This window comes from Gemmatimonadaceae bacterium, assembly GCA_036003045.1.
Taxonomy (GTDB): Bacteria; Gemmatimonadota; Gemmatimonadetes; order Gemmatimonadales; family Gemmatimonadaceae; genus JAQBQB01.
In genome coordinates, this window is record DASYSS010000067.1 from 1 (window position 1) to 22,779 (window position 22,779).

Genomic DNA, 22,779 nt, shown 5'->3' on the forward strand with positions numbered 1-22,779 from the left:
GAGAAACGCGCGTCACCGCGGAGACGCCCGTCGTCCAGCCCGCCGCGGCGGCGACCGCCAACGGCCACGAAGAGCGTCCCAACGGGAGACGCAGAGGACGGCGCGGCGGACGCGGCCGCGGCGAGCGTGAGACCCGCGAGACCCGCGAGACGCGCGAGCTGACCACGACCGCCGAAACGCCGATCGAAACTCCAGTTTCGACACCGGCCGTCGCGGCGCACGACGTGCCGCCGACGCCCGCCCCCCCCGTGAGTCGCCCCGCCGTCCGCGAGCAACTCGAATTGACGTCCGCGGAGACCAAAGAGTCGGATGAGACGTCGTCCGGATCGAGCGGCCAGCTGCTCACGCGCGCCGAGGCGTTCGATCTCGTGCGTCGCACGGTGGCCGATCTCGTACGAGACGACGAGTCCATACGCGCCAGCGCCGTTCGCGCCCGCGCACGTCAGCTGCTCGGCCGCGATTCGCAGAGCCTCAGCGACCGCATGTTCGTGCGCATCCTCAAGGACGCGCACGACGAAGGCATCATCGATTTGCGCCGCCGTGGCAACGACTTCGAGGTTGCCCGCGCGATCGAATCGGGATCGGTAGCGGACCAAGTCGCGAAGGCCGAACAAGCGGCGGTCGCGAAATCGCAGCCGGCCGCCACGGCCCCTGGGCCGCGACTCGGCATGGGTCCGCGCGGCGGTGGAGGTCGCGGCGGCGGTCGGCAGCGTCCGGGCGCTCCTCCGCCGGAGTTGCTGGCGGTCGGCGTCGTCGACGAGCCGGCACCCAAGGCCGTCGCCGCCCACGCCGAAGAGGAAACGAACGGCGGTCCGCCCGCCACGCGCGGCAAGCGCACGCGCGGCAGCCGCGCCGCGACGAAGACGGCCGCAAAACGGACCGCGACCAAAGGCGGCGGTCGCCCTCGCGGCAAAAAGGGCGCGTCTTCGCCGGACGAATGATCTGCACGTCGAGGTTGAGATGACCACGAACGCCGCGCGACGAGCGCGGCGTTCTCGTCTCGTACGGCCGATCGGCGCTCCGCTTCCCGCATCGTTCTACGATCGCCCCACCGAGCAGGTCGCCCGCGATCTCCTCGGTGCGATCCTCGAGTGCCGCACGCCCGACGGCGTCGCCGCCGGCCGCATCGTCGAGACCGAGGCGTATCTCGGCGAGCACGATCTCGCTTGTCACGCCGCCGCCGGACTCACTCCGCGTACCGAGCCGCTCTACGGCCCGCCGGGAATCGCGTACGTGTATTTCATCTACGGCATGCACTGGTGCTTCAACGCCGTGACACGCGCCAAGGGTGAGCCGAGCGCGGTGCTCGTGCGCGCGATCGAACCGGTGAAGGGACTCGAGTTGATGCGCGAGCGCCGTGGCGCACGGCGAGATGTCGATCTCACGAATGGGCCGGCGAAGTTGTGCGACGCCATCGGGATCGACGGCCACTTCAATCGCGCGGTGCTTCAGCGCGGGCCGCTCACGATTCGCGAAGGGGTTCCCATTCCCGATTCACGCGTCGCCGTCACGCCGCGCATCGGCATCACGCGCTGCGCCGATTGGCCTTTGCGCTGGATCGTTCGCGACAGCGAATTCGTCTCCGGGCGTCGCGCCTGACAGCCCCGAAGCGATCGCTTCGTTTGCGGCGCGAGCCCCAAACAAAATGGCCGGCCCGTGAGGGCCGGCCATTCAGATTTCTTTGCTCGGCGTTTTGATTGGCTCGCAGTCCGCGGAATCCGCTGAAATCCGCGAAGCTGTTTGCAGTTCTAGTTTCGGTCGATCGCCGAGCCGACGTTGTACCGGAGACCGAACTCCAACGAGAAGTTGAAGGCGTTTCCGTTGTAGAGCAGGAAGTTGTGCTGCGTCGGGTTGAACGTCGCCTGGCCGAACACGGAGACCGCGGTGAGCCGGTACTGGGCGCCGACGATTCCGAACGGCGAGAAGCTCACCTTGTTCTGCTGAATCAGCGCCTGTGTGAAGGCGAGGTCGTCGGCGTTGTCGAACGGAGGTACGCCGTCCGCGTCGGCGATCGCCTGGAGTGTGAACCCGGCGCCGGCATACGGATGCCAGCGGTTGTGCTCACCCGGGAACGCCATGATCGCGGCGTCGAATCGGCGCAGGTTGTTCAGCTTGATGGTACGAAGACTGGTGGCCGACTCGTTCGCGGCGGCGAGCGTCGCGCTGTTGAAGAACGCCTGGCCGACCGAGAGGTACAGGCCGCCGTGCGTGCGCGTGATCAGCCACTCGGCGCCGACCATCGGTGCCATGGTGTACGCGCCGGCAGTGTCGGCGAGCGAGAAGCCGCCGGCTTTGACGCCCCAGAACCACGCGTCCTTGAACGGTCGCCCCTGCTGCGCCGTCGCGAGTGAAGGAAGCGCGACGACGGCGGCGGCAATCGTCAGAACACGGAGAGTTCGCATACAGGTCCTCGACAAAGAGAGAGCTTCGGTTGGTCTCTAAGTCGGACGAAACGACGCCCCCCGCGTCACGCCAGGAATTCAGGGGATAAAGGACACTAAAGTCCGGGGTGAAACGAAACGATACTACCGTCGCGACAGGCTAACCAATCGCGAGGTCGGCGCCTCGCCCTTCGGGCGCTTTTCTTGTCTCGCCTCCCGCAATTCCTCTACCTGCGGGAACACACCCGCCCGCCATCCTCGCGGTCTTGGCGCCGTCGCCTCGGCGTCCCGGCCGTTTCGGCGTTCGGCAGTTTCGGCGTTCGGCAGTTTCGGCACTCGGCCGTTTCGGCTTTGGCCGTCAGCGTCAAATCAGCCTGAGCTTGCCCCCGACTTTCTTGAACGCCCGGATTGCTTCATCGAGATCGTCGCGCGTGTGCCCCGCAGAGATCTGGCATCGCACGCGAGCCGTTCCCTGCGGCACGACCGGGAATCCGAACCCCGTGACGAAGACTCCCTCGTCGAGCAGCATGTCGCTCATCTGAATGGCCGCCGCCGTCTCGCCGACGATGATCGGCACGATCGGCGTCTCGCCCGGAATCGGCTTGAACCCCGCTTCGATGATCTGCTCACGGAAGTATTTCGTGTTCTGCCGCAGCGTCTCCACGCGTTGCGGCTCGGCTTCGAGCAGTCGCACCGCGGCGAGCGCGCTCGCCGCGACCGTCGGCGGCAGCGCGTTCGAGAAGAGCTGTGGCCGCGACCGCTGGGTGAGATAGTCGGTGAGCACCTCGGGTCCGGCGACGAATCCGCCCGCCGCTCCGCCGAGCGCCTTGCCGAGCGTCGACGTGATGATGTCCACCTCTCCCACCACGCCATAGTGCTCTGCCGTCCCTCGTCCGTTCTTGCCGAGGACTCCCGTCGCATGCGAGTCGTCCACGGCGACGATTGAATTCGTCTCGCGGGCGATCTCGAGGATGTCGGGCAGTTTGGCGATCGCGCCTTCCATCGAAAAGATGCCGTCTGTCCAGATCATCCGTCGCTTGAAGCCTTTGGCCTCGGCGAGCTTGGCGCGCAGGTCGTCCATGTCGCCATGCTTGAAGACCGCGGTCGTGCATTTGCTGATCGCCTTCCCGAGCCGCATCGAGTCGATGATCGACGCATGGTTGAGCGCGTCGGAGACGATGTAGTCCCCTTCCTGCGCGACCGTCCCGGTGAGTCCCTCGTTCGCGTTCCACGCCGACACGAAGCTGAGCGACGACTCGCAGCCGACGAACTTGGCGCACGCCGCCTCGAGCTCTCGATGGATCGCGAACGTGCCGCAGATAAAGCGCACGCTCGCCGTGCCCGCGCCGAGCTTCTTGAGTCCGTCGATCCCCGCCTGCACCACCCTCGGTTCGTCGCACAAGCCGAGGTAGTTGTTCGACGAGAGGATCAGCACGTCGCCACGCCCTTCCATCTTCACACGCGACGACTGCGGCGAGTCGAGGTAGTTGAGGCGCTTGTAGACGCGATCGCGCTTGAGCTGCTCGATGGTGTCCGAGAGTGATTTCGTGAATTCGGCGTTGAGCGACATGCTGTGCGTAAACGGAAGCGTGGGTATCGGCGGCCCGGATCGGGTCGCGCGCGCCAATCGATCGCTGTTGAGAATAACCGCCCGGCGAAGCCTACGTCCCGCTGTCGCTCTAAGGGGTCGGCGTTCCGACCGGCGCGGAGCTCCGGTTCATCCGGACATGCTGGCTGTTCCAAACGGCTTGCCGCCCCGCGCTTCGCAACAGTCCAAGCACGACGAGTAAGGCGCACGCTCCGCCGAGCGCATACCGCCGCCATTTTTCTGGCGTTGCCGGTTTGTCGAGCCAGCGTTGCGCCGCCGCGCCGACGGCGAGCATGAATCCGACGCTCGGCAGAAACAGCGTGCGCTCGCCGAGGATCACGCCAGTCGGAAGGATGTTCGACACCGGCACCAGCGCGATCGCCATCCACAGCAGGCCGAACGTGAGTCCGCCGTCCCGCCGGAGCGCGGACACGATCGCGCCGGCGAATCCGAAAAGAATCAGCAGGCCGAACGCGGCCTCGACCGTCCCGCCCGACACGATTTCGCCGGGCGCGAAATCCACCTGAAGATGCTGCGGCCACACGAGGAGCCGGAGCCACATCGGCACGACGTGCAGCATTACGCCGAGGCGGCCGACGACGCCCAGGCCTCTCAGTTCCGCCGCGGGCACGACGGCGAAGGCTGGTGAACCGGCGACCGCGAACCGAAGCGCGATCGAAGCCGCCGCGACGGCAGCCAGCAGCGCGTAGCCGCCGACGTCGGCGCGGGCAAGAGTTCGCGACTCCCTCGCGCGGAGAATCGTGACATCAGCGGCGAGGAGAAAAAACGGCAACACGAGGCCGCTCTCCTTTACGAGCGTGGCGATCGCGTAGAGGCCGGCGAGCAACGCCCACTGCCGTCCGCGAATGGAGCCCATCTCCGATCGCCGCCAGTCGATGTAGGACGTCGTCATCGCCAGCGCGATCAGCGCGACGATCAGTTCCGCCTGATTCACGCCGAGCGCCACCGCTTCGACGTGCACCGGATGGACGGCGAACAGCGCGGCGACGCCGAGCGACGGCCAGGGATCGAGCACACGCGTGGCCAGTCGATAGACGAGAATCGCCGCCGCCGCGTAGAGCGCGTAGCTCACCACGCGGAAGACCAGCGGGCTGCCGGCGCCGATCGCGTACTGCGCGGCGAGCCCGATCAGCGTCAGTGGACGATAGAGCTGCTCGACGAATGGCGGCGGCCAGTACGCATGCGAAAAGATTTCGCGAACGTGCGCGAGGTCGAACGCGTGCAGGCGCGCGTTGTCCCGGATGATCGGGATGTCGTCGTACACGAAGTCGTTGAAGATTCCGCGCATCGACGCCGCGATTGCAAGCACGGCGACGATCGCCCACCCAACGCCTCCCGCCGGCGCCTGCTCCGGCGCACCGGCGGTCTCCACGGTCGCCGCGTCAGGCGATCTCGAAGATGACCTTGCCGGCCTGACCCGACTTGATCGCCCGGATGGCTTCATCGGCGGCGTCGAGGGGGAATCTGTGCGTGATGACCGGTGTCGGATCGAACTGCCCCGATCGAAGGAAGCGCGTCATCAGAAGCCACGTGTCGTACATGCGACGGCCTACGACGCCGTACACCGTGAGCCCCTTGAAGATGATCTCGTTCGCCAGGTCGAAGTCCACGCGCTGCGACGGAATGCCGAGCAGCTGCACACGGCCACCCACCCGCACGAGCGAGAATGCCTGGTGGATCGCCGCGGGCACGCCGGACATTTCGAGCACCACGTCGACGCCGAGTCCGTCGGTGTGCTGCTTGACGACCGCCTCGGCCTCTTGGGGGTGCACGACGTCGTGCGCGCCCATCTGTTTGGCGAGCGCCAGCCTCGCCTCGATCACGTCGCTCGCGATGATCCTCGACGCGCCGGCCGCTTTGCAGATGCCGACCGCGAAGATGCCGATCGGCCCGCAGCCCGTGATCAGCACGGTCGACCCCGGGATCGGCGCCGTGAGCGCCGTGTGAAACGCGTTACCCATCGGGTCGTGAATGCCGCCCACGTCGAACGAGATGTTGTCGTCGAGATGCCACACGTTCGTCGCCGGCATCGCGATGTACTCGGCGAAGCACCCGTCGCGGTCCACGCCAATGATCTTCGTATACGGACAGACGTGCGAGTTGCCCGTGCGGCAGAGCAAGCACCGCCCGTCGACGATGTGTCCCTCCGCCGTCACGCGGTCGCCCTCGTGCACGTCGGTGACGAGGCGGCCGACCTGCACGACCTCGCCGGCGAACTCGTGCCCGACGACGATGGGCGGCTTGACGCGCCCCTGGGCCCACGGATCCCAATCGTAGATGTGGACGTCGGTGCCGCACACGCCGGCGCGGCGGACGCGGATCAGGACTTCGTCATCGCGGATCGTCGGCTCGGGCACGTCCTTCAGTTCGAACCCGGGTCGCGCCGCGGCTTTCACAAGCGCTTTCACGCGTACTTGGCTCCGTATGGGATGGCAGGGCTTGCGCCATGCGCGCAGGGTGGGGAAAGCGCTGCAGTCGGCGCGCACGAAACGTCGCACGGCGGTCTAGGCCGCGAAAGGCTTGACGCTGGAAACGGCTCGCGCGCTATCGCGAGGACGCGATGGGTCAACGCATCGGAATTCCGATGCGCATGCTCCCCGGCGGCGCGTTGATCTTCATCGCGCTGTCGGCGAGCCGACTCATCTGAACCATGATCGGCGGCGCGTTCTCGGCGACGATGATGCTGTCGGCCAGCTTCTTCGCCTCCGCGTAGCGCCCGGCGCCAAGGAGCGCCGGTGCCAGCGCGGCGACGGTGCTGATTTGCCGCGGATCCTCGGCCAGACTCACGCGCAGCAGCGTGACCGCGTCGCTGTCGTCGCCGATCCTGCGCAACCGTTCCGCCAGAAAATTGCGCGGCCGCCAGCTTTCGGGCGCGAGATCGATGGCGCGCCGGAACGCCGCGATTCCGTCCGCCGCGCGTCCCTGGCTGAACAACATGTCGCCGTACGCTTGCTGCACGCGCCAGCTGAGCGGAGCGTCTCGAATGCTCGCGACGGTGAGCGTCACCGGATCCTGCCACACTCGCTGACGTTCGGCGCTGCGTGCCAGTGCAGCCACGACGATCACGCCCGCGGCCGCCGAGGCGAGCAGTCGCCCGCGGGACGTGACGACCAGTCGTTGTCTCGCGATTGCCGCGATCGCGCCGCCGAGTGCGAGCACGAATCCCACGCTCGGCAGAAACAGCGTGCGCTCGGCGATGAGAATCCCTGTAGGAATCACGACGTTGCTCACCGGAAAGAGCGCGAGGCAGCACCACGAGAGCCCGAACGAAATCGCCGGAGCGCGTTTGCGCGCGAGCCATATCGCCACGGCGACGAGAAGAACGATCGCCAGCCCCGTTGCTTCCGCCTCGCCGAACGCCGTCGACGCGACGAATTCGCGCGGCGAGTACTCGGCTCTCAAATGCACCGGCCAGACGAGGAGGCGCGTCCACTCGGGAACGATCTGCAGCATCGTCAGCAGCCGTCCACCGAACGTCTGTCCGCGCAACGCCTCGGCGATCATCGTCGGTCCGACGACACCGCTCAACACGAGCGTTCGAATCGCCACCATCGCCGCGGCGCCCGCCAGCAGCACGGCGAATCCGAGCCACAGGGCGCGCCCGCGCTCGGCCCACGGCCGACTTGGCGCCAGAAAGATCTCGGAGAGAATCAGGAACGCGGGCAACAGCAGGCCCTGTTCTTTCGAGAAGCCCGCGACCGCGTACGCGACGACCAGCATCGCCCAGTCGCGCGCCGAAAGGACGCCGGTGTCGTCGCGGCGTCGGTCCACGTACAGCGCCGTCATGAAGGCGGTGAGCGCGGCGACGATCAACTCGTTCTGCGTCACCGCCAGCGCGACGGCCTCCACGTGCACCGGATGCGCGGCGAAAAAAAGCGCGACGACGAGCGCGATCGACGCAGGCATCAATCGAAGGGCAAGGCGATACACGCCGACGCTCGCGATCGCGTAGAGCGCGTAGCTCACGATGCGAAACACGAGCGGCGCCCCGTCGCCGAGTGCGTACTGCGCCGCGAGCAACATCGACGCGACCGGCCGATACAAGTCCGGAGCCGCCGGAGGCGGCCAGTACGGGAGCGTGAGAATGTCCCGCAGCGCGCCGAACCCGTGGAGCCTCGCGGACCCGACGAGGATCGACAGGTCGTCCTGCGTGAACGCGTTCAGAATCCCCGCGACACTTGCCGCGATCGCCACCGCGCAAACGAGCGCGGTGCCAAACCGCGGATCGCCGAGCGCGCGTCCCTCGCTCTCGCGCGTCGAGTTCTCGCGCTGCGCGCTCTTACGCAGCGTGTTCTCACGCCGCTTACCCGTCGCGGACTCTCGTTTCTGTCCCGGTCGCGCCGAAGCTTTCTCTCGCATCTCGGCGCGAATCCTCGCCGAGCGCGCGTTCTATCGCAACGGGCTCGGGGCGGGGGCGGGTCGTTCCTGTCGCTGCCGCCTATCGCTGACGACTAGAGTGGTCGTCCCACTCAGCGATCTCGTTTAAGCCAGGCTGACGCGGCCTAGTTCTTCTCTTCGCCCGGCTCCTCGGGGGGCGGCGGCGCCCACACGTACGCGAATCTCGCCGGCGCCACGTCCTGCCGCGCTCCTGGCGAGATGATGATGCCCATCGGTTCCTGTGGGGCCTGGCTGCGCGGTGCCTTCATATATGAAGCGGAGAAAAGTCGACTAGAAAGTCGTGCGGCTGGAACGTCCGGCCCGGCGGCGAGAACGGTTCGCCGCAACGGGCCCCGCGACGGGCTCGGCACAGCTGCCGGCCGCAGTCCATTAAGCACCGACGATGCCGGACTCGGCTCGATCAGTTAAGTCGCTGCTGACGAACGTCTTGCGGCAAATGCCCGCCGCTCGCCGAGGCCCATTGGTGTCGCTCGGACACAACTCAATCTGACACATCGCGTCAGATCGAGACGGCTATGGTCGCCGGTTAGGCGGCCCCTTTTCTGGCGAAGAACGTCTTGCCTCGTCCCTCGGACCGCTCGACGCTCACCTCCCAACCCTTGTAGCGGCTCCGCAGCTCCTCGAGCGACACGGACGTTCCGCTGGCGCTTCGTCCGCCCGGCGGAATCGTGCGAACGAGATGTACGCCGCCGTCGAGGGTCGCTCGCTGCAGATCGGCGATGACGCGCGCGCGTTCGTCGGAGGAAAGTCGGTCGAGCGCGGCGGGATTGACGATTACCGCGTTGAGCAACCGTTCCTGCGGCGGCGTCCAGGATGAGAGATCCGCGAGCTCCGCGTGCACGCGCCCCGCGAGTCCCGCGCCGATCGCGGCTTGCATGACTCGCTCGACCGCGTCCATCTCTTCGCCGAGCGTGGTGACGTCGCAGCCGTTGGCCGCGAAGTAGAGCGTCGAGCTCTCGTCGTTCGCCCCCGCTACGAGCACGCGTCCATCGCTCGACGGTTGCAGCGCGCGAACCAGCACATCGTCGGGGCCAAGGCCCCAGTGCTCCGGTCTACGCAGTTCGTCGATGAGCTTGACGCGCCGGCGACGCCAGGTGTCGTAGCCCGGTACGCGCAGGCGACGCACGATGATCCGGTCGACCTCCTCGCAGAGAAGCAGTTCGGTGAGGGCGAACTGCGGCGCCGAGGCCAGGGCCGCTACCGCTTCGTCGCCGATGGCGAGCAGCACGCTGCGCGCGACCGACTCTTTGTAGTTCTCGATCTCCTGCTCGACGTACAGCTGATACTCGTGTCTGAGCGATCGCGTAGGACGATGGGGCGAGGGAGATGAAGGCGCCATGCCGCTGCGGTCGGGAAAAGCGGGCCGATGCCGCGTAAACCTAGACATCACATCGAGTTTCGCAAGTGCTCATGCGGGCTCGACGTGTACGGTGACTTCGGACGTCCCGAACGAATGCTCGATGGCTTGCTCCACCGCGTCCGCCAAACGGTGGGCTTCCTCCACCGATGTCCGCCCGCCAACGACGATTGTCACGTCGGCAAACAGCTGCCCGGACGCCGTCGATCGCGACCGCATCTTCCGCACATCTCGGATGCCCGGAACGCCCATCACCACGTCGCGCAGGGCGTGCGATTCGATCGCCGCCTGATCGACGAGAATAGGGATCGAGCGGCGGAGAATCCCGACTCCACTCCACGCGATCACCAGCGCGACGGCGATCGCGAGCGGCGCGTCGAGCCACGCAAACCCGGCGCGCGAGAGCACGAGTGTCGCCAGAGCAAGCAGAGTCACGAGAATGTCGCCCGCGGTGTGCGACGCGTCGGCCAGCAGGAACGCGCTCCCGAGCTTGCGCGCGCTCGACCGCTCGTACCACACGACGAACAAGTTCACGATCAGCGCCGCGGCGATCACCCCGATGTCGCCGACTTCGATCGTCGTCGGCGTGCGCTGGGCCGCGAGGGCCTGGATTCCTTCTTTGAGAAGCTCGAAGCAGGAAATCGAGAGGAATCCGACGATCGCGAGCGCGCCGAGCGTTTCGAATTTGTCGTGGCCGTACGGATGATCTTCGTCCGGTCCGCGCGCCGCTACGCGGACGAGCGCCACGCCGACGACGTTGTTCAACATGTCGAGCGCCGATTCGAGCGCCGCGCCCAGCACCGTGAGCGAACCGGTTCGAATACCGACGATGACTTTGACCGCCGCGACCACCGCGTTGAGCAGCAGCACGACGACCAGGACGCGCTTGACGCCCGCCCAGTCCGCGGTTCGCGCCGCGGCCGCGGCGGAGGGAGTCGAGGATGTCGGATTCGGGGCAGGGGCCGGGGCCGTCACGCGTGCAACTTGCGCGGCCGTCGAACTTCCGGTCAACCGCAATCGAACATGCCAGAGCTACCCGAGGTCGAAAGCGCCGCGCGGCGGCTTCGCCGCGCCATCGTCGGCAAGCGAATCGTCGGCGTCGGCATACTGCACCGTTCGCTGTCCCGCCGGCTCAAGCCCGCCCAGCGGCGCTCGCTGATCGGCGCGGTCGTCAGCTCGGTGGACCGGCGCGGCAAGCATCAACTGATCTCGCTCGACGACGGGCGGGTGCTGCACGCGCACTTTCGCATGACCGGCGACTGGACGATGGACCGGGCGAGCGATCCGCTGCCGCGTTTTGCGCGCGCCGCGATCGTCTTCCGCGACGGAACGCGCGTCGTGCTCGACGATCCCCGAGCCCTGAGCACACTCGACCTCCACGCGGCCGGCTCTCCTCCGTCGCTCGCGCTCGGGCCTGAACCAACCGACCGCTCGCTCACCGCCCGATCGTTCGGCGCGTCGCTGTCGAAGCGGCGGGGCCCGATCAAGCCGGTGCTCCTCGACCAGCGGGTCATCGCCGGCATCGGCAACATCTACGCGGCCGAGTCGCTCTGGCACGCCCGCATCTCGCCGACCGCCGCGGCGTCGTCCCTCTCGCCCCGCCAACTCGCCGCGCTTCTCTCCGCCTTGAGACTCGCGATCCGCCGCGCGACCGGCGCGCGATACACCGACGACTCGACCGCGCGTCTCGCCGTGTACGATAGAGAAGGGAAGCCGTGCCGCCGATGCCGAACACCGATCCGGCGAATCGTGCAGGCGGGACGGTCGACGTACTACTGTCCGCAGTGTCAGAGTTGACGGGTAACTGCGCCTCCCAGGCGAGATCGCGCGCCCTGGGAAGTGCGGGCCGCGCTCGACATCGGACGTCTGATACCCGACGTCTGACATCGGACCAACTCTCGCCACGGCCGCGCCGTCCCTCCTGACGCTGTCGCTGACGCCTAGAGTTGTCGTACGCCACACCGATCCCGTTTAAGACTAGTCCGACGCACGCCTAGTCCAGCGCCTCCAGCAGTACGCCTTTAAGGTATCCTGTTTCTGGAATCGTCATCACTTCCGGGTGGTCCTGCGGCTGCCCCGTCATGGCGCGCAAGGCCACGCGCCGTCCGGAGTCCGCCGCCGCGGAGCGCAGCATCTCGAGGAACTCGGCGCGGCCGACGTGAAAGCTGCAGCTCGCCGTGAAGAGCAGTCCGCCCGGCGCGAGGACGCGGAGCGCGCGGAGGTTCACGTCCTTGTAGCCGCGAAGCGCGGCGGGGACGGTGGCGCGTGTCTTGGCGAACGCCGGCGGGTCCACGGCGATCGTGTCGAATCGCTCTCGCGAGCGTTCGACATCGCGGAGGTAGTCGAACACGTCGGCTTCGACGAATTCGATGTTTGCCAGATCGTTGCGCGCGGCGTTCTCCCGCGCGCGGGTCAGCGCGTCCGCCGAAACGTCGACGGCGATCACGTCGTCGGCGCGGCGGGCGAGGTGAAGCGCGAACGAGCCGTGGTAGCTGAAGCAGTCGAGGGCGTGGCCGCGCGCTCGCTCGCCGATCATCACGCGGTTCTCGCGCTGGTCGAGAAAGGCCCCCGTCTTCTGTCCGCTCCAAGGAGCCGCGAGATACCGCATGCCGTGCTCATTCACTTCGATCTCCGATGGAACGTCGCCCGCGAGCAGCTCGACACCCGACGCGAGGCCTTCTTTCTTTCTCACGGGTACGTCGTTGCGCGCGAGGATGCCCGCGGGAGAGAGCGCGTCGCCGAGCGCCTCGACGATCGGTGCGCGGTACGCCTCGAGGCCGGCGCTCAAGAGCTGCACGACGAGCCAGCGATCATAGCGGTCGCAGACCAGTGACGGGCAGGCGTCCGCTTCTCCATGGACGACCCGGTACGCGTTTGTAACGGAATCGAGCGACCCGCGGCGGCGCACGGCGGTCCGGATCCGATCGCGCCACCACGCAGGGTCGAGTTCCTCGAGCGCGCGCGAGTCGACCATTCGGAGCGCGATCTCGGACGCGGGGCTCCAAAGCGCGCTCCCGATCTTCTTGCCACGATGGTCCATGACGACGACGGCCCCCGCCGGCCGGTCGGGACGAACCGTCACATCGCTCCGGAAAATCCACGGATGGCCGAGTGACCAACGGCGCGCGGCGCGGGACGAAACGTGGGCGGCGTCGCTCATGGAGAGTGGCTATTTCATCGGGGGATGCGCGGGGGATGCGCGGGGTCGTGGAACGGACTGGAATGTATTCGAGTTGATCTTGCGGCCTTGTGACCCCATTGGTACGTTCCCCCGCGCTTTACCCGGCCCGGACGGCTTACCACACCGAAAGGCCGCCCGAGGCAATGCATGTGACGCTTTGTCATCCCTCCTGAGTTATTACGACCGGTTGGCATCAAAGCACGCCTTGAAGTCTCGCCAAACGCGCTGATTGAGCGCCGCCGCGATAGCGGCGGCTTACGGTTTTTGTTGCGGTGCCCGCGACGCAAACGGCCTCGATCTGAGGTCCAGGTGACGCGGTAGAGGTGGAAGACCTCGCACGACAGCAGGCGAACCGACCGTAGGTGCAGAGTGGCAGTCCCCCTTTTTCCCCCCGAGGGTGTGAGATGACGACCAGGACCACGTTGCATCGTGCTCGTGTGGTCGCCGCGTCATTGTTGAGCCTCTGGCTCGCAGTGCCGGTTGCCAGCGCACAAGCCCAGGCCGCGGTCATCACCGGTAAGGTGATGAGCGAATTCGGTCAGGCAGTCGACCAAGCGAACGTCTACATCAATGATCTCTCGATCTCGGTGGGGACGAACGCCCAGGGCATGTACACGATCACGATTCCAGCGGCTCGTGTGCAGGGACAGGCGATCAACCTTCGCGTTCGCGCGATCGGTTTCCAGCCCGGCGTAATCCCGATTCGGGTTACCGCGGGTACGCAAACCCAGAACTTCACGCTCAAGCAGGACGTGAACCGCCTGAACGAGGTGGTCGTCACGGGATCCATCGAAGCGACCGAGCGCGCGAAGGTGCCCTTCGCCATCGGCCGCGTGACGTCGGAAGAGCTGCCGGTTCCGCAGCTCGACCCGATGACGTCACTCGAGGGCAAGGTGGCCGGCGTGCGTATCGCGTCCACCAGCGGGCAGCCCGGCTCGACGCCGGACATCATGCTCCGCGGCCCGACGTCGCTCAACCTGAGCGGCCGGAGCGGCAACCCGCTCATCGTCGTCGACGGCGTCGTCATGAACGTCGGCAACCTCGGGGAGCTCGGTGGACTCGACATCGAGTCGATCGAGGTGATCAAGGGGGCGGCCGGCGCGTCGCTCTACGGAACGACCGCGGCGAACGGCGTCATCACGATCAAGACCAAGCGCGGCGCGAACAGCGACGGCATCCAGTTCAACGCGCGCGAAGAATACGGCGTGAGCGACTTGAACAGCGCACGCTACGGCCAGCCGGTGAACCACCACCTGCAGCTCGACGAGACCGGCAAGCGCTTCTGTATCTCCGGCATCTCGACGCAGTCGCCCTGTTCGAAGACCGTCGATTTCATGACGGAAATCATGCGCATCAACAACGTCAACGCGGATACGAACCGTACGCCGCAGAACTTCCAGTGGAATGCGCTGAACAACACCGACGGCTCGCTGGAAAACGTCTTCCAGGCGAACATCTGGCCGGGCCGCTACTACAACACACTCGCACAGGTGTCCACGTCTGCCCCGACGCAACTCACCTCGGTCGACGCGACCGGCAAGATCGGTACGGTGCGCTTCTTCGCGAGCGGTCAGTACACGGACAACCGGGGCGCGCTCAAGAACCTCCAGGGCGACATCCAGAACCGTGCGCGCGTGAACCTCGACTACGACATCCGCAGCAACCTTCTCGTCTCGCTCAGCACGGTGTACGACAAGGAAACGATCGACCAGCGCGCGACGGACTTCGGCCTCTTCGGATCGCTGCTCCGCGGCGCGCCGGCTGGCACGAACTACCTCGCGGTCGACACGCTCGGTCGCCCGATTCTGCAGGGCGGCGGTTCGGGCATTCGCGGTACAGGCAACGGCGCCTCCGCGTTCCTGTATCCGTTCTCGGCGTCGACCGACCAGTTGGTCGCCGGGCGCTACATCGGCTCGCTCACGGCGACCTTCTTCCCGGCTGACTGGGTCACGTTCGACGGCACGTTCGCCTACGACAAGCGGTCGCGCTACAACAACTTCGACGAAGCGAAAGGCTTCCGGACGATCGGCATCAGCTCGTCGCAGAACTTCGGGCAGATGAGTATCTCGAACTTGAATACCGAAGCGATGAACGGCAGCTACGGCGCGCTGCTCCGAAAGAACCTCACGAACGACCTCACGGGCCGCTTGACGGTGCGCGGCCAGTTCGACCAGACGCGTTCGCTCAGCCAGTCCGGGTCGGGCCAGCAGTTCGTGGTCAAGGACGTGTTCACGCTGAGCAACACCAGCACACAGCAGACGGCGACGTCGAGCGGCTCGCTCATCAAGGACGTCGGATTCGTCACCGGCGGACAGCTCGACTACAAGGGCAAGTACATCGTCGACGGAACGTACCGCTATGACGGCAGCTCGCTGTTCGGAGCCGGAAACCGTTGGGCGCCGTTCGGCCGCGTCTCCGCGGTGTGGCGCGTGTCCGAGGAGTCGTTCTGGAAGGTTCCGCACATCACGGACTTCCGTCTCCGCGCGTCGCACGGCACGGCAGGCAACACGCCGTCGTTCAACGCGCAGTATGAGACGTACAACTGCAGCACGAGCGGATGTTCGTTGCAGCAGGCCGGTAACCGCAACCTCAAGCCCGAGACGACGGCGGAGACCGAGCTGGGCACCGACTTCACGCTGTTCAACCGCCTCGGCATCGAGCTCACGAAGGCCGACTCGAAGACGAAGAACCAGATCCTCAACGTTCCGACCCCGTCGAACCTCGGCTTCACGAACCAGTGGAAGAACGCCGGAACGCTCGACAACCACACGTGGGAGCTCGCGGCCAATCTGCCCGTCATCACCAAGCGCGACTTCAGCTGGAACATGAAGGGCACGTGGGACCGCACGCGCAGCTACATCTCCGAACTCTTCGTTCCTGAGTACTTCGAGAGCGGCGGCACGGGCCAGGGCACGGGGAACTTCTTCCTGATCACCGCCCGCAAGGACATCCAGGATGGCGTGCAGGTCAACCAGTACGGCGGCATCTGGGGTCGCAAGTTCTACAAGACCTGCAGCGACATGCCCGCCTCCGTGCAGTCGCAGTGCGGCGATGGCAAGGCATACCAAGTCAACGACCAGGGTTGGGTCGTCTGGGTCGGCGACGGCAACAGCTGGAAGGACGGCATCACCAAGAACCTCTGGGACACGAAGCTCCCTGCTGCGCAGTCGCCTTGGAACTATCCGCTCTATTTCGGTCACCCGATCGTCGACCGCCCGCTGCGCGGTCAGCCGGGCGAAGGCACGGGGAACAGCCACATCCTCGGCAGTGCGTTCCCGAGCTTCCGGTTCACCTGGAACAACACGCTCACCTACAAGCGGCTCACGTTCTACGGGCTGCTCGACGGTACGGTCGGGAACCACATCAACAACCAGGGCGAAGGCTGGGGCCTCCTGGATTTCGCCTCGAACTACTTCGACCAGGGCAGCAAGACGGTCGAGACGGCGAAGCCGGTCGGTTACGGCTGGCGCGTTGGTGGAGCTGAAGGCGCTGGCGATGGCGGGTTCTACGACCTCCTCGGACCGAACAACTACAACACCGAGAATGGCTCGTACGCCAAGATTCGCGAGTTGAGCATCACGTACCGCCTCGGCCGCGTTCGTGGTCTCGGTGGCGACTGGACGCTCGGTGTCATCGGTCGAAACGTGTTCACGTTCACCAAGTACTCGGGCTACGATCCCGAAGTCGGCGTGGACGGCGGCAACGCGGGCTCAGGCTTGATCAACCAAGTCGACGCCTTTGGTTATCCCACGCTCCGCACGTACACGGTTTCCCTGTCCACGCGGTTCTAGGAGCCAGTCGACAATGATTCGCAAACTCATTCCGTTCGCCGCTCTGGTTTCGTTGGTCGCCGCCGCGTCTTGTAGCGACAACTCGCTGGCGATCCAAAACCCGAATTCCGGCGATACGAAGCGTGTGCTCGGTTCGCCGGCAGACGCAGAGAATCTTCTGGGGAGTTACTTCAAGCGTTGGGTCGTGGGGATGTACGGCAGCACAGGCGACATTCAGGGGATGGCGAACATCTTCGCCCTCATGAACATGTCGAGCCTCGCGAACAACTGTCAGAACTCGCACTATCCGTTCGGGACCGCGGTGAACTACAACCAGCCGTCCGGCAACGTCTGCACCGGCGAGAACCAGCGTCTGTACGCGATCCTGGGCGAAGTCAATCGTGTGGCGACGAGCTTCCTGACCGCGCAGGCCGGCGGCCTGACGCTCGGCAGCGCGATTCAGGACAACCGCGACGCGGCGTTCGCCGAGTTTCTGAACGGCATCGCCATCGGGTCCGTGGCCCTTTGGTACGATTCGCTCGGTGTCGTGTCCGTCGGCATGAGCACGCAGGACCCGGGCAAGTTGATCAGCTACAAGGCGGCGGGCGATTCGGCCCTCGTGCACCTCCAGAACGCGATCGACTTGGCGAACAAGTCGGGTTCGGGGTCTGGCGGGTTCCCGCTACCGGCCACGTGGATTCCATCGCCGACGAGCTACACGCAGGCCGAGTTCATCAAGCTCGTTCGCACGTATCGCGCGAGAATTCGCGCGAACCTCGCGCGAACGCCAGCCGACCGCGGAGCCGTCGATTGGGCCGCGGTCATCGCGGACGCGCAAGCCGGCATCACGGCCGACGAGGACGTGACGTCGAGCACCACGGCGGGTCCGAGCATGTCAGGCTGGCGCTCGCAGTACGACGCGTTCAGCACCTGGCACCAGATGCCGGCGTTCATCATCGGCTGGGCCGACACGTCGGGCAACTATGCCGCGTGGATCGCGCAGCCCCTCGGCGCGCGCGGTTCGGGAGGCCAAAACTTCTTCATGGCCACTCCGGACAAGCGGTTCCCGCAGGGTGACACACGGGCCGCTCAGCAAGCGGACTTCAAGATCCAATCGTGCGAAATCCCGCAGGTCGGGCCAGCGTATTCGTGTGCGCGCTACTTCGTGAACCGTCCGGCCGGCAACGATCAATTCGTCGGTCCGGGCTGGGGTTTCTCGCAGTACGATTTCGCGCGGTTCCACGGCTGGGCGCAAAAGGGAGACGCCGGAAGCGCCCGCAACGGAACCACGCCGGTCTTCGTGAAGCCGGAGCTCGACATGCTCCAGGCAGAAGGGCTCTATCGAACTGGCAATTACGGGGCGGCCGTGACGCTCGTGAACCTCACCCGCGTCAAGAACGGCTTGCCGCCGCTCACGGCGGCCGACGCGACGACGCCGGTGCCGGGGACTGCGGCCACGTGCATCCCGAAGGTTCCGCAACCGCCCAACTTCAACACTGTCGGCTGCGGCAAGTTGTTGGACGCCATCAAGTACGAGAAGTACATCGAGACGGCCTATACGAACTTCTCGGGATGGTTCCTCGACGAACGGGGATGGGGCGATTTGCCCGCCAATTCACCGACATTCTGGGCCACGCCGTTCCAGGATCTCCAGGCGCGCGGCTATCCGTTGTCGGCGATCTATGGTACCGGCCCGGGCCCCGGCAACGCGCCGAACTCGATCGCGGTCGGTCCGACCACTTACGGCTGGTAGTGAGGATCTAGTGCTGCGTCGCGGTTATCGTGCTCTGGCGGCGGTCCTTTTGGCAGGCTGCTACACGTTCGAGCCTGTCCAGGGACCGACGCCGGAGGTAGGGACGGAACTCGCATTCGACATCAATGACGCCGGGCGTGTGGCGCTCGGCGGCTCGATGGGGCCGGAGATCGCTCAGATCGAAGGTCGCTTGGTTGAAAAGGGATCCGCGGACTATCTGGTTGCCGTCACCGCTGTGCACCTGTTGCGCGGGGGTGAGCAGGTGTGGTCCAAGGAGCCGGTTCGCATCAAGTCGGAGTACGTCGCGTCTGTTTACGAAAAGAAATTCTCCGCAGCCAAGTCAGTCGCTCTCGGGGCGGTCGGAGTCGGAATCGTCGCTGCGCTCGCCGGCCGGTCACTGGTTGGCGGCGGAACCACCGACCCTGCACGACAGCCCGGGGATACAGGTCATACCACTCGTCGCAGGCCCTGATCGCGGGCAATGTCGCCAACCTTCACGGAGTACGTCATGCGTCGCATCTATCAACTCTCGGTGCTCTGCTTGGCCGCAGGCGTCCTGAGTGCGTGTTATCCCGACCAGGTCGTGAACACGGAGAATATCCCGACCGCCGGCATAAGGTTCATCAACGCGGTGCCCGACAGCGGCGGGGCCTTTGGGTTCGACATGCGCTTCGTCGACCTCGTCGAGTCCAACACGCAGTTCTTCATCACATTCCGTAACGCGCCGTCGCAGACGGTGGCGAGCGGAACGACCGATACGCTGATCATCGGGTCGAAGCTCGAGTTCAGCGGTGCGCGTGCCGGCTCGCGCCATTTCCGGATCTTCCTGAGCGACACGCTTCAGTCGATCGCGTCGACGGTCATCGTCGACTCGACCGTCAACCTGGTCGCCGACCACAATTACACGTTCATCCTGTGGGGCAACGGCCGCTCGCCCAAGGGCGCCGCTGACGCGATGCACCTGAGCGTGCTCGACGAGGCGCCGGCTGATCCAGGCACCTCGGTCGCCCTCCGCGTCATCAACGCCACGAGTGCAGCGATCGACGCGCGCGCGTACGCCCGCGGCACTGCGGTGCCAGCGACTCCAACGTGGGCGGCCGTCGCGCCATACACTGCGACGGCATGGGTGACCCAGGCGGCGGGAATGATCGACTACAACATCAGGTCGGCCGGCGGAGCCACAGGGCTGTTCGCCGATCGTCAGGCGCTGCCTGGCGCCGCCGCCTTCTCGAGCGCAGGATCTGGCGGTAAGCTCGATATCGATGCGGCGCCGGGAACGACGGTGGCCGGATCCGCGGTCACCGTGATCTTGTTCCCGCCATCGGTCGCTGGTGCGAGAACGCCTCAGACCGCGCCATTCAAGATTCCGAACGTCATCACGATGTGGGACCGCCGGCCGCCGCGTCCACCGGGCGTCTGACGACTCGCGTTACTCACAGCAGCATGCGAGATCGGCCGTCGGGCGATTGCCCGACGGCCTTCTCACTTTGGCGACCCGGCGCCACTCCGTCGGGTGGGGGGGGGACCAATGAAGAGCCGCTGGTTTATCGCGGCCGCATCGGCGCTCGCGCTTGCCGTATTCGCGTGTGGCAAGCCGGTGTCCAGCGCGCCGACGCCGCATGACCGCAACGTCCTGACGTACGATGAGATCATCAATTCGGCGCACGCCGGGTCGGACCTCTACGAGGCCGTGCAGGGCCTGCGCCCCCATTTTCTCGAGCCGCCGCCCGGCGTGCAGCCCGGCAGCGTCTCGCACACGGGAACGGTCTACATCGACGCGCGTAGAGCGGGTGGCCTCGACGTGCTCCGCAGCCTCACCGCGTCGACGGTGGAGGAGGTTCGCTACTTGGGCCCGACCCAATCTCAGAACGAATACGGGCCACGTGCGACGCTATTCACGCTGGTCGTCAGGCTCCGTCGCCCCCGTCCCGACACTACGTTTGGGGTGACCCTCTCCAGCCGCTGATCCCGGGGCGGCGCGCCACCCCTCCGCAGTTCATGACGAGTTCCTCCCCGCCTCCGCCAGTCGCAGGGCCCGCCACCTCGGTCGGCGCGTCATTCACGGCGCCGGCGAGAGCGAAACCGGGCTCCATCTTCAGCCCGGCGATCGATCTCCTTCTGGTCGGCGGCCTGTCGCTGATCGTCTTCGTACCGCTGCTGTTGAGCGGTCGGTCCGACCTCGTGCTCATCGGCGCCGGGGCGCAGGCATGGGTCGGGACGGCGATCAACATGCCCCACTTCATGGCGTCGTACCGGCTCGTGTACCGCGACCGCGAGACGATCATGAAGCACAAGTGGGCGTCGATCTACGTGCCGCTCATTCTGATCGCGTACATCGCGTTCGCGGTGATGGAGATCCAGTACTTCCTCCCGCAGGGCTGCACCGAAGCGATTCAAGCGAACGTCGCCGGCGCGGCTTGCCGGCCACTGCTCATGACGCTCCTCATCGCCATCGCGAGCGGATATCTCGCGTGGCATTACACCGGCCAGGTGTGGGGGATGATGGCGTCGTACGCCTACCTGGCCGGCGCCAAGTTCGAGAAGTCGGAGCGGCTGCTGATCCGCACGGGACTCCGCATCCTTCTCGCCTGGCACGTCTGCTGGTTCGTCTACACGCAGCTGGACAAGCCTTTCCGCGGCGCGGTGCGCCCAGTGTACATCGTGGTGAGCGCGGGAATCGGGCTGGCGTTCCTGCTCGGGGCGGTTGGGCTGTATCGGATGTGGCGCCGTACGGGGATGCTGCCGCCGGCACGCACCCTCGTCGCGTGGATCGCGCTGTTCGTCTGGTACGCGATGATGGCCCGCGACCCACGCGCGCTCTTCTGGATTCAGATCGCCCACGCGCTTCAGTACCTCGCGTTCCCGGTGCGCGTCGAGATCAACCGGACCCTCAGCGCTCGAGCCCGCGGCGCGACGCGGCTCGCGCGCCACATGGCGCTCTACGGGCTCGCGCTCCTCGTGGTGAGCGTCGTCGTGAGCCAAATCGTACCGGGGACGGCGATGAGCATCATCGGCAACGTGTTCGGCGAGGCGCCGGGCAAGTCCGCTCCGATCCTGCTCCTCATGTTCATCAACATTCACCACTACTTCACCGACGGCGTGATCTGGAAGATCAGCAACCCGGAGGTGAGGAAGGACCTGTTCGCGCACGTCGTGTCGGCCGACAAGACGGGAAGCGCCGGGGCCGGGGCCGGAGGCCCCGGAAAGGGCTCGAAAGGAGGAAAAACCGCCGGGGGCAAGCGAAACGCGCCGGTCAGCGGGGCGGCTGCGCGTCGCGTATGAGAGAGAGACCCCCACGGTCCTCGTCGCCCGAGCCAACCGAGAATGTCCATGCGCAGTCGTGCAGCCATCTTCGCGTCGTCACTGCTACTCATCGCCAGCGCTGCGGCGCCGGTGCAGGGTCAGGCACGGCGGCCAGTTCCGGCCACTAAGCCGGCCGAGCTCGTTTTCGTGGTCTCGCCGACGGGCAACGAGGCGCGGTATCGCGTCCGTGAGCAACTGGTCGGGTTCGATCTTCCGAACGATGCCGTCGGCATCACGAAGAACGTAACCGGACGGATCGTGGTAGGTCGCGACGGGAGGATCGTACGCGACAGCTCTCGCATCGTCGTCCAGGTCACGAGCCTCAAGAGCGACAAGACTCGGCGCGACGGATTCCTCCAGAAGAACACCCTCGAGACGTCGAAGTACCCGCAGGTCGAGTTGGTTCCGACGACGTTCGAGGGACTGACCGAAGGGATTCCGCCCGGTTCGACGACGACGTTCTCTCTCGTCGGCGATCTCACGGTGCGCGGAGTGACGCATCCAACGACCTGGCACGTAACCGCGCGCGCCGACGGATCGGACGTCGTCGGCTCGGCTGCCACCGTTTTTACCTTCAAGGACTTCGGCCTCGATCAGCCGCGCGTGCCCGTGCTTCTGAGCGTGGCCGACACGATCAAGTTGGAGTACGACTTCCGCTTCTCGCCCGAGGCGAATCCGTAGGCGGGTGGACGGGTGGACGGGTGGACGGGTGGACGGGTGGACGGGTGGACAGGTGGACAGGGAGTCTTGTCGGCCGTCGGGGTTCCGGTGACCGGTGACCGGCTCCCTTTCATATTGACTATCCTCGTTCCACAGCACAGCGTTTTAGGGACGTCTTAAAACCGCTTAGGACCAGTCGATCCCCCGGTATCCGATCTTCCCACCCATCGGTTCGCCGTCGCAATCGAGGACTACAACATGCGCACACGATACCTCGCCGCCTCGCTGACTGTCGCTCTGACGCTCCCGCTTCTTCCCGCGCTCGCGCAGCGAGGCGGCGGTGGAGGCGGCGGAGCGGGAAGCAAAG

Annotated in this window: 19 protein-coding genes; 10 read left to right on the plus strand and 9 right to left on the minus strand. The window is 66.1% G+C overall.

What is annotated here, in order from left to right; translation table 11 throughout:
- Together VGQ44_16680 and VGQ44_16685 are read left to right on the plus strand one after the other, a co-directional pair.
- On the plus strand, positions 1-941 hold a 941-nt coding region (locus tag VGQ44_16680; protein ID HEV8448468.1), incomplete at its 5' end, for a hypothetical protein.
- Between the two features lie 19 nt (positions 942-960).
- Entirely contained in the window at positions 961-1,599 is a 639-nt protein-coding gene (locus tag VGQ44_16685; GenBank protein HEV8448469.1) for a DNA-3-methyladenine glycosylase, read from the plus strand.
- Between the two features lie 149 nt (positions 1,600-1,748).
- On the opposite strand, the gene VGQ44_16690 is transcribed toward VGQ44_16685, so the two are convergent.
- The 8 genes from VGQ44_16690 to VGQ44_16725 all read right to left on the minus strand — a co-directional run bounded on the left by VGQ44_16690 (position 1,749) and on the right by VGQ44_16725 (position 10,720).
- The gene (locus VGQ44_16690) at positions 1,749-2,402 is read right to left on the minus strand and encodes a hypothetical protein (protein ID HEV8448470.1); all 654 of its coding nucleotides are present in this window, start codon (positions 2,400-2,402) and stop codon (positions 1,749-1,751) included.
- Positions 2,403-2,745: 343 nt separating this feature from the next.
- Entirely contained in the window at positions 2,746-3,951 is a 1,206-nt protein-coding gene (locus tag VGQ44_16695; GenBank protein HEV8448471.1) for a glycine C-acetyltransferase, read from the minus strand.
- Between the two features lie 109 nt (positions 3,952-4,060).
- Complete coding sequence (locus VGQ44_16700) at positions 4,061-5,362, minus strand: hypothetical protein (protein HEV8448472.1); 1,302 nt, start codon at positions 5,360-5,362, stop codon at positions 4,061-4,063.
- A gap of 10 nt (positions 5,363-5,372) precedes the next feature.
- Positions 5,373-6,398: an L-threonine 3-dehydrogenase gene (gene tdh, locus VGQ44_16705; protein HEV8448473.1), complete on the minus strand. Its 1,026-nt coding sequence runs from the start codon at positions 6,396-6,398 to the stop codon at positions 5,373-5,375.
- A 157-nt stretch (positions 6,399-6,555) separates the two neighbouring features.
- Positions 6,556-8,349 (minus strand): glycosyltransferase family 39 protein, encoded by a 1,794-nt coding sequence (locus VGQ44_16710; protein HEV8448474.1) that lies wholly within the window; start codon positions 8,347-8,349, stop codon positions 6,556-6,558.
- Positions 8,350-8,492: 143 nt separating this feature from the next.
- On the minus strand, positions 8,493-8,636 hold the full coding sequence (locus VGQ44_16715) for a hypothetical protein (GenBank protein HEV8448475.1): 144 nt from the start codon (positions 8,634-8,636) through the stop codon (positions 8,493-8,495).
- Between the two features lie 278 nt (positions 8,637-8,914).
- Positions 8,915-9,727: a hypothetical protein gene (locus VGQ44_16720; GenBank protein HEV8448476.1), complete on the minus strand. Its 813-nt coding sequence runs from the start codon at positions 9,725-9,727 to the stop codon at positions 8,915-8,917.
- A 69-nt stretch (positions 9,728-9,796) separates the two neighbouring features.
- On the minus strand, positions 9,797-10,720 hold the full coding sequence (locus tag VGQ44_16725; protein HEV8448477.1) for a cation diffusion facilitator family transporter: 924 nt from the start codon (positions 10,718-10,720) through the stop codon (positions 9,797-9,799).
- Positions 10,721-10,768: 48 nt separating this feature from the next.
- Between VGQ44_16725 and mutM the strand changes: the two genes are divergently transcribed.
- The gene (gene mutM, locus VGQ44_16730; protein HEV8448478.1) at positions 10,769-11,542 is read left to right on the plus strand and encodes a bifunctional DNA-formamidopyrimidine glycosylase/DNA-(apurinic or apyrimidinic site) lyase; all 774 of its coding nucleotides are present in this window, start codon (positions 10,769-10,771) and stop codon (positions 11,540-11,542) included.
- A 196-nt stretch (positions 11,543-11,738) separates the two neighbouring features.
- Here the strand turns inward: mutM and VGQ44_16735 are convergent, their stop codons facing one another.
- The gene (locus VGQ44_16735) at positions 11,739-12,905 is read right to left on the minus strand and encodes a class I SAM-dependent rRNA methyltransferase (GenBank protein HEV8448479.1); all 1,167 of its coding nucleotides are present in this window, start codon (positions 12,903-12,905) and stop codon (positions 11,739-11,741) included.
- A 425-nt stretch (positions 12,906-13,330) separates the two neighbouring features.
- Between VGQ44_16735 and VGQ44_16740 the strand changes: the two genes are divergently transcribed.
- The 7 genes from VGQ44_16740 to VGQ44_16770 all read left to right on the plus strand — a co-directional run bounded on the left by VGQ44_16740 (position 13,331) and on the right by VGQ44_16770 (position 22,433).
- Entirely contained in the window at positions 13,331-16,717 is a 3,387-nt protein-coding gene (locus VGQ44_16740) for a SusC/RagA family TonB-linked outer membrane protein (protein HEV8448480.1), read from the plus strand.
- Between the two features lie 13 nt (positions 16,718-16,730).
- A complete protein-coding gene (locus tag VGQ44_16745) occupies positions 16,731-18,449 on the plus strand; it encodes a hypothetical protein (protein ID HEV8448481.1) in 1,719 nt (572 codons plus the stop codon).
- A gap of 10 nt (positions 18,450-18,459) precedes the next feature.
- Positions 18,460-18,921, plus strand: a complete 462-nt coding sequence (locus tag VGQ44_16750; GenBank protein HEV8448482.1) for a hypothetical protein — start codon at positions 18,460-18,462, stop codon at positions 18,919-18,921.
- A 36-nt stretch (positions 18,922-18,957) separates the two neighbouring features.
- Entirely contained in the window at positions 18,958-19,869 is a 912-nt protein-coding gene (locus tag VGQ44_16755; protein HEV8448483.1) for a hypothetical protein, read from the plus strand.
- Between the two features lie 108 nt (positions 19,870-19,977).
- Positions 19,978-20,415, plus strand: a complete 438-nt coding sequence (locus VGQ44_16760) for a hypothetical protein (protein ID HEV8448484.1) — start codon at positions 19,978-19,980, stop codon at positions 20,413-20,415.
- 32 nt (positions 20,416-20,447) lie between these two features.
- A complete protein-coding gene (locus VGQ44_16765; protein ID HEV8448485.1) occupies positions 20,448-21,731 on the plus strand; it encodes a hypothetical protein in 1,284 nt (427 codons plus the stop codon).
- A 48-nt stretch (positions 21,732-21,779) separates the two neighbouring features.
- On the plus strand, positions 21,780-22,433 hold the full coding sequence (locus tag VGQ44_16770; GenBank protein HEV8448486.1) for a YceI family protein: 654 nt from the start codon (positions 21,780-21,782) through the stop codon (positions 22,431-22,433).
- Positions 22,434-22,779: the final 346 nt, after the last annotated feature.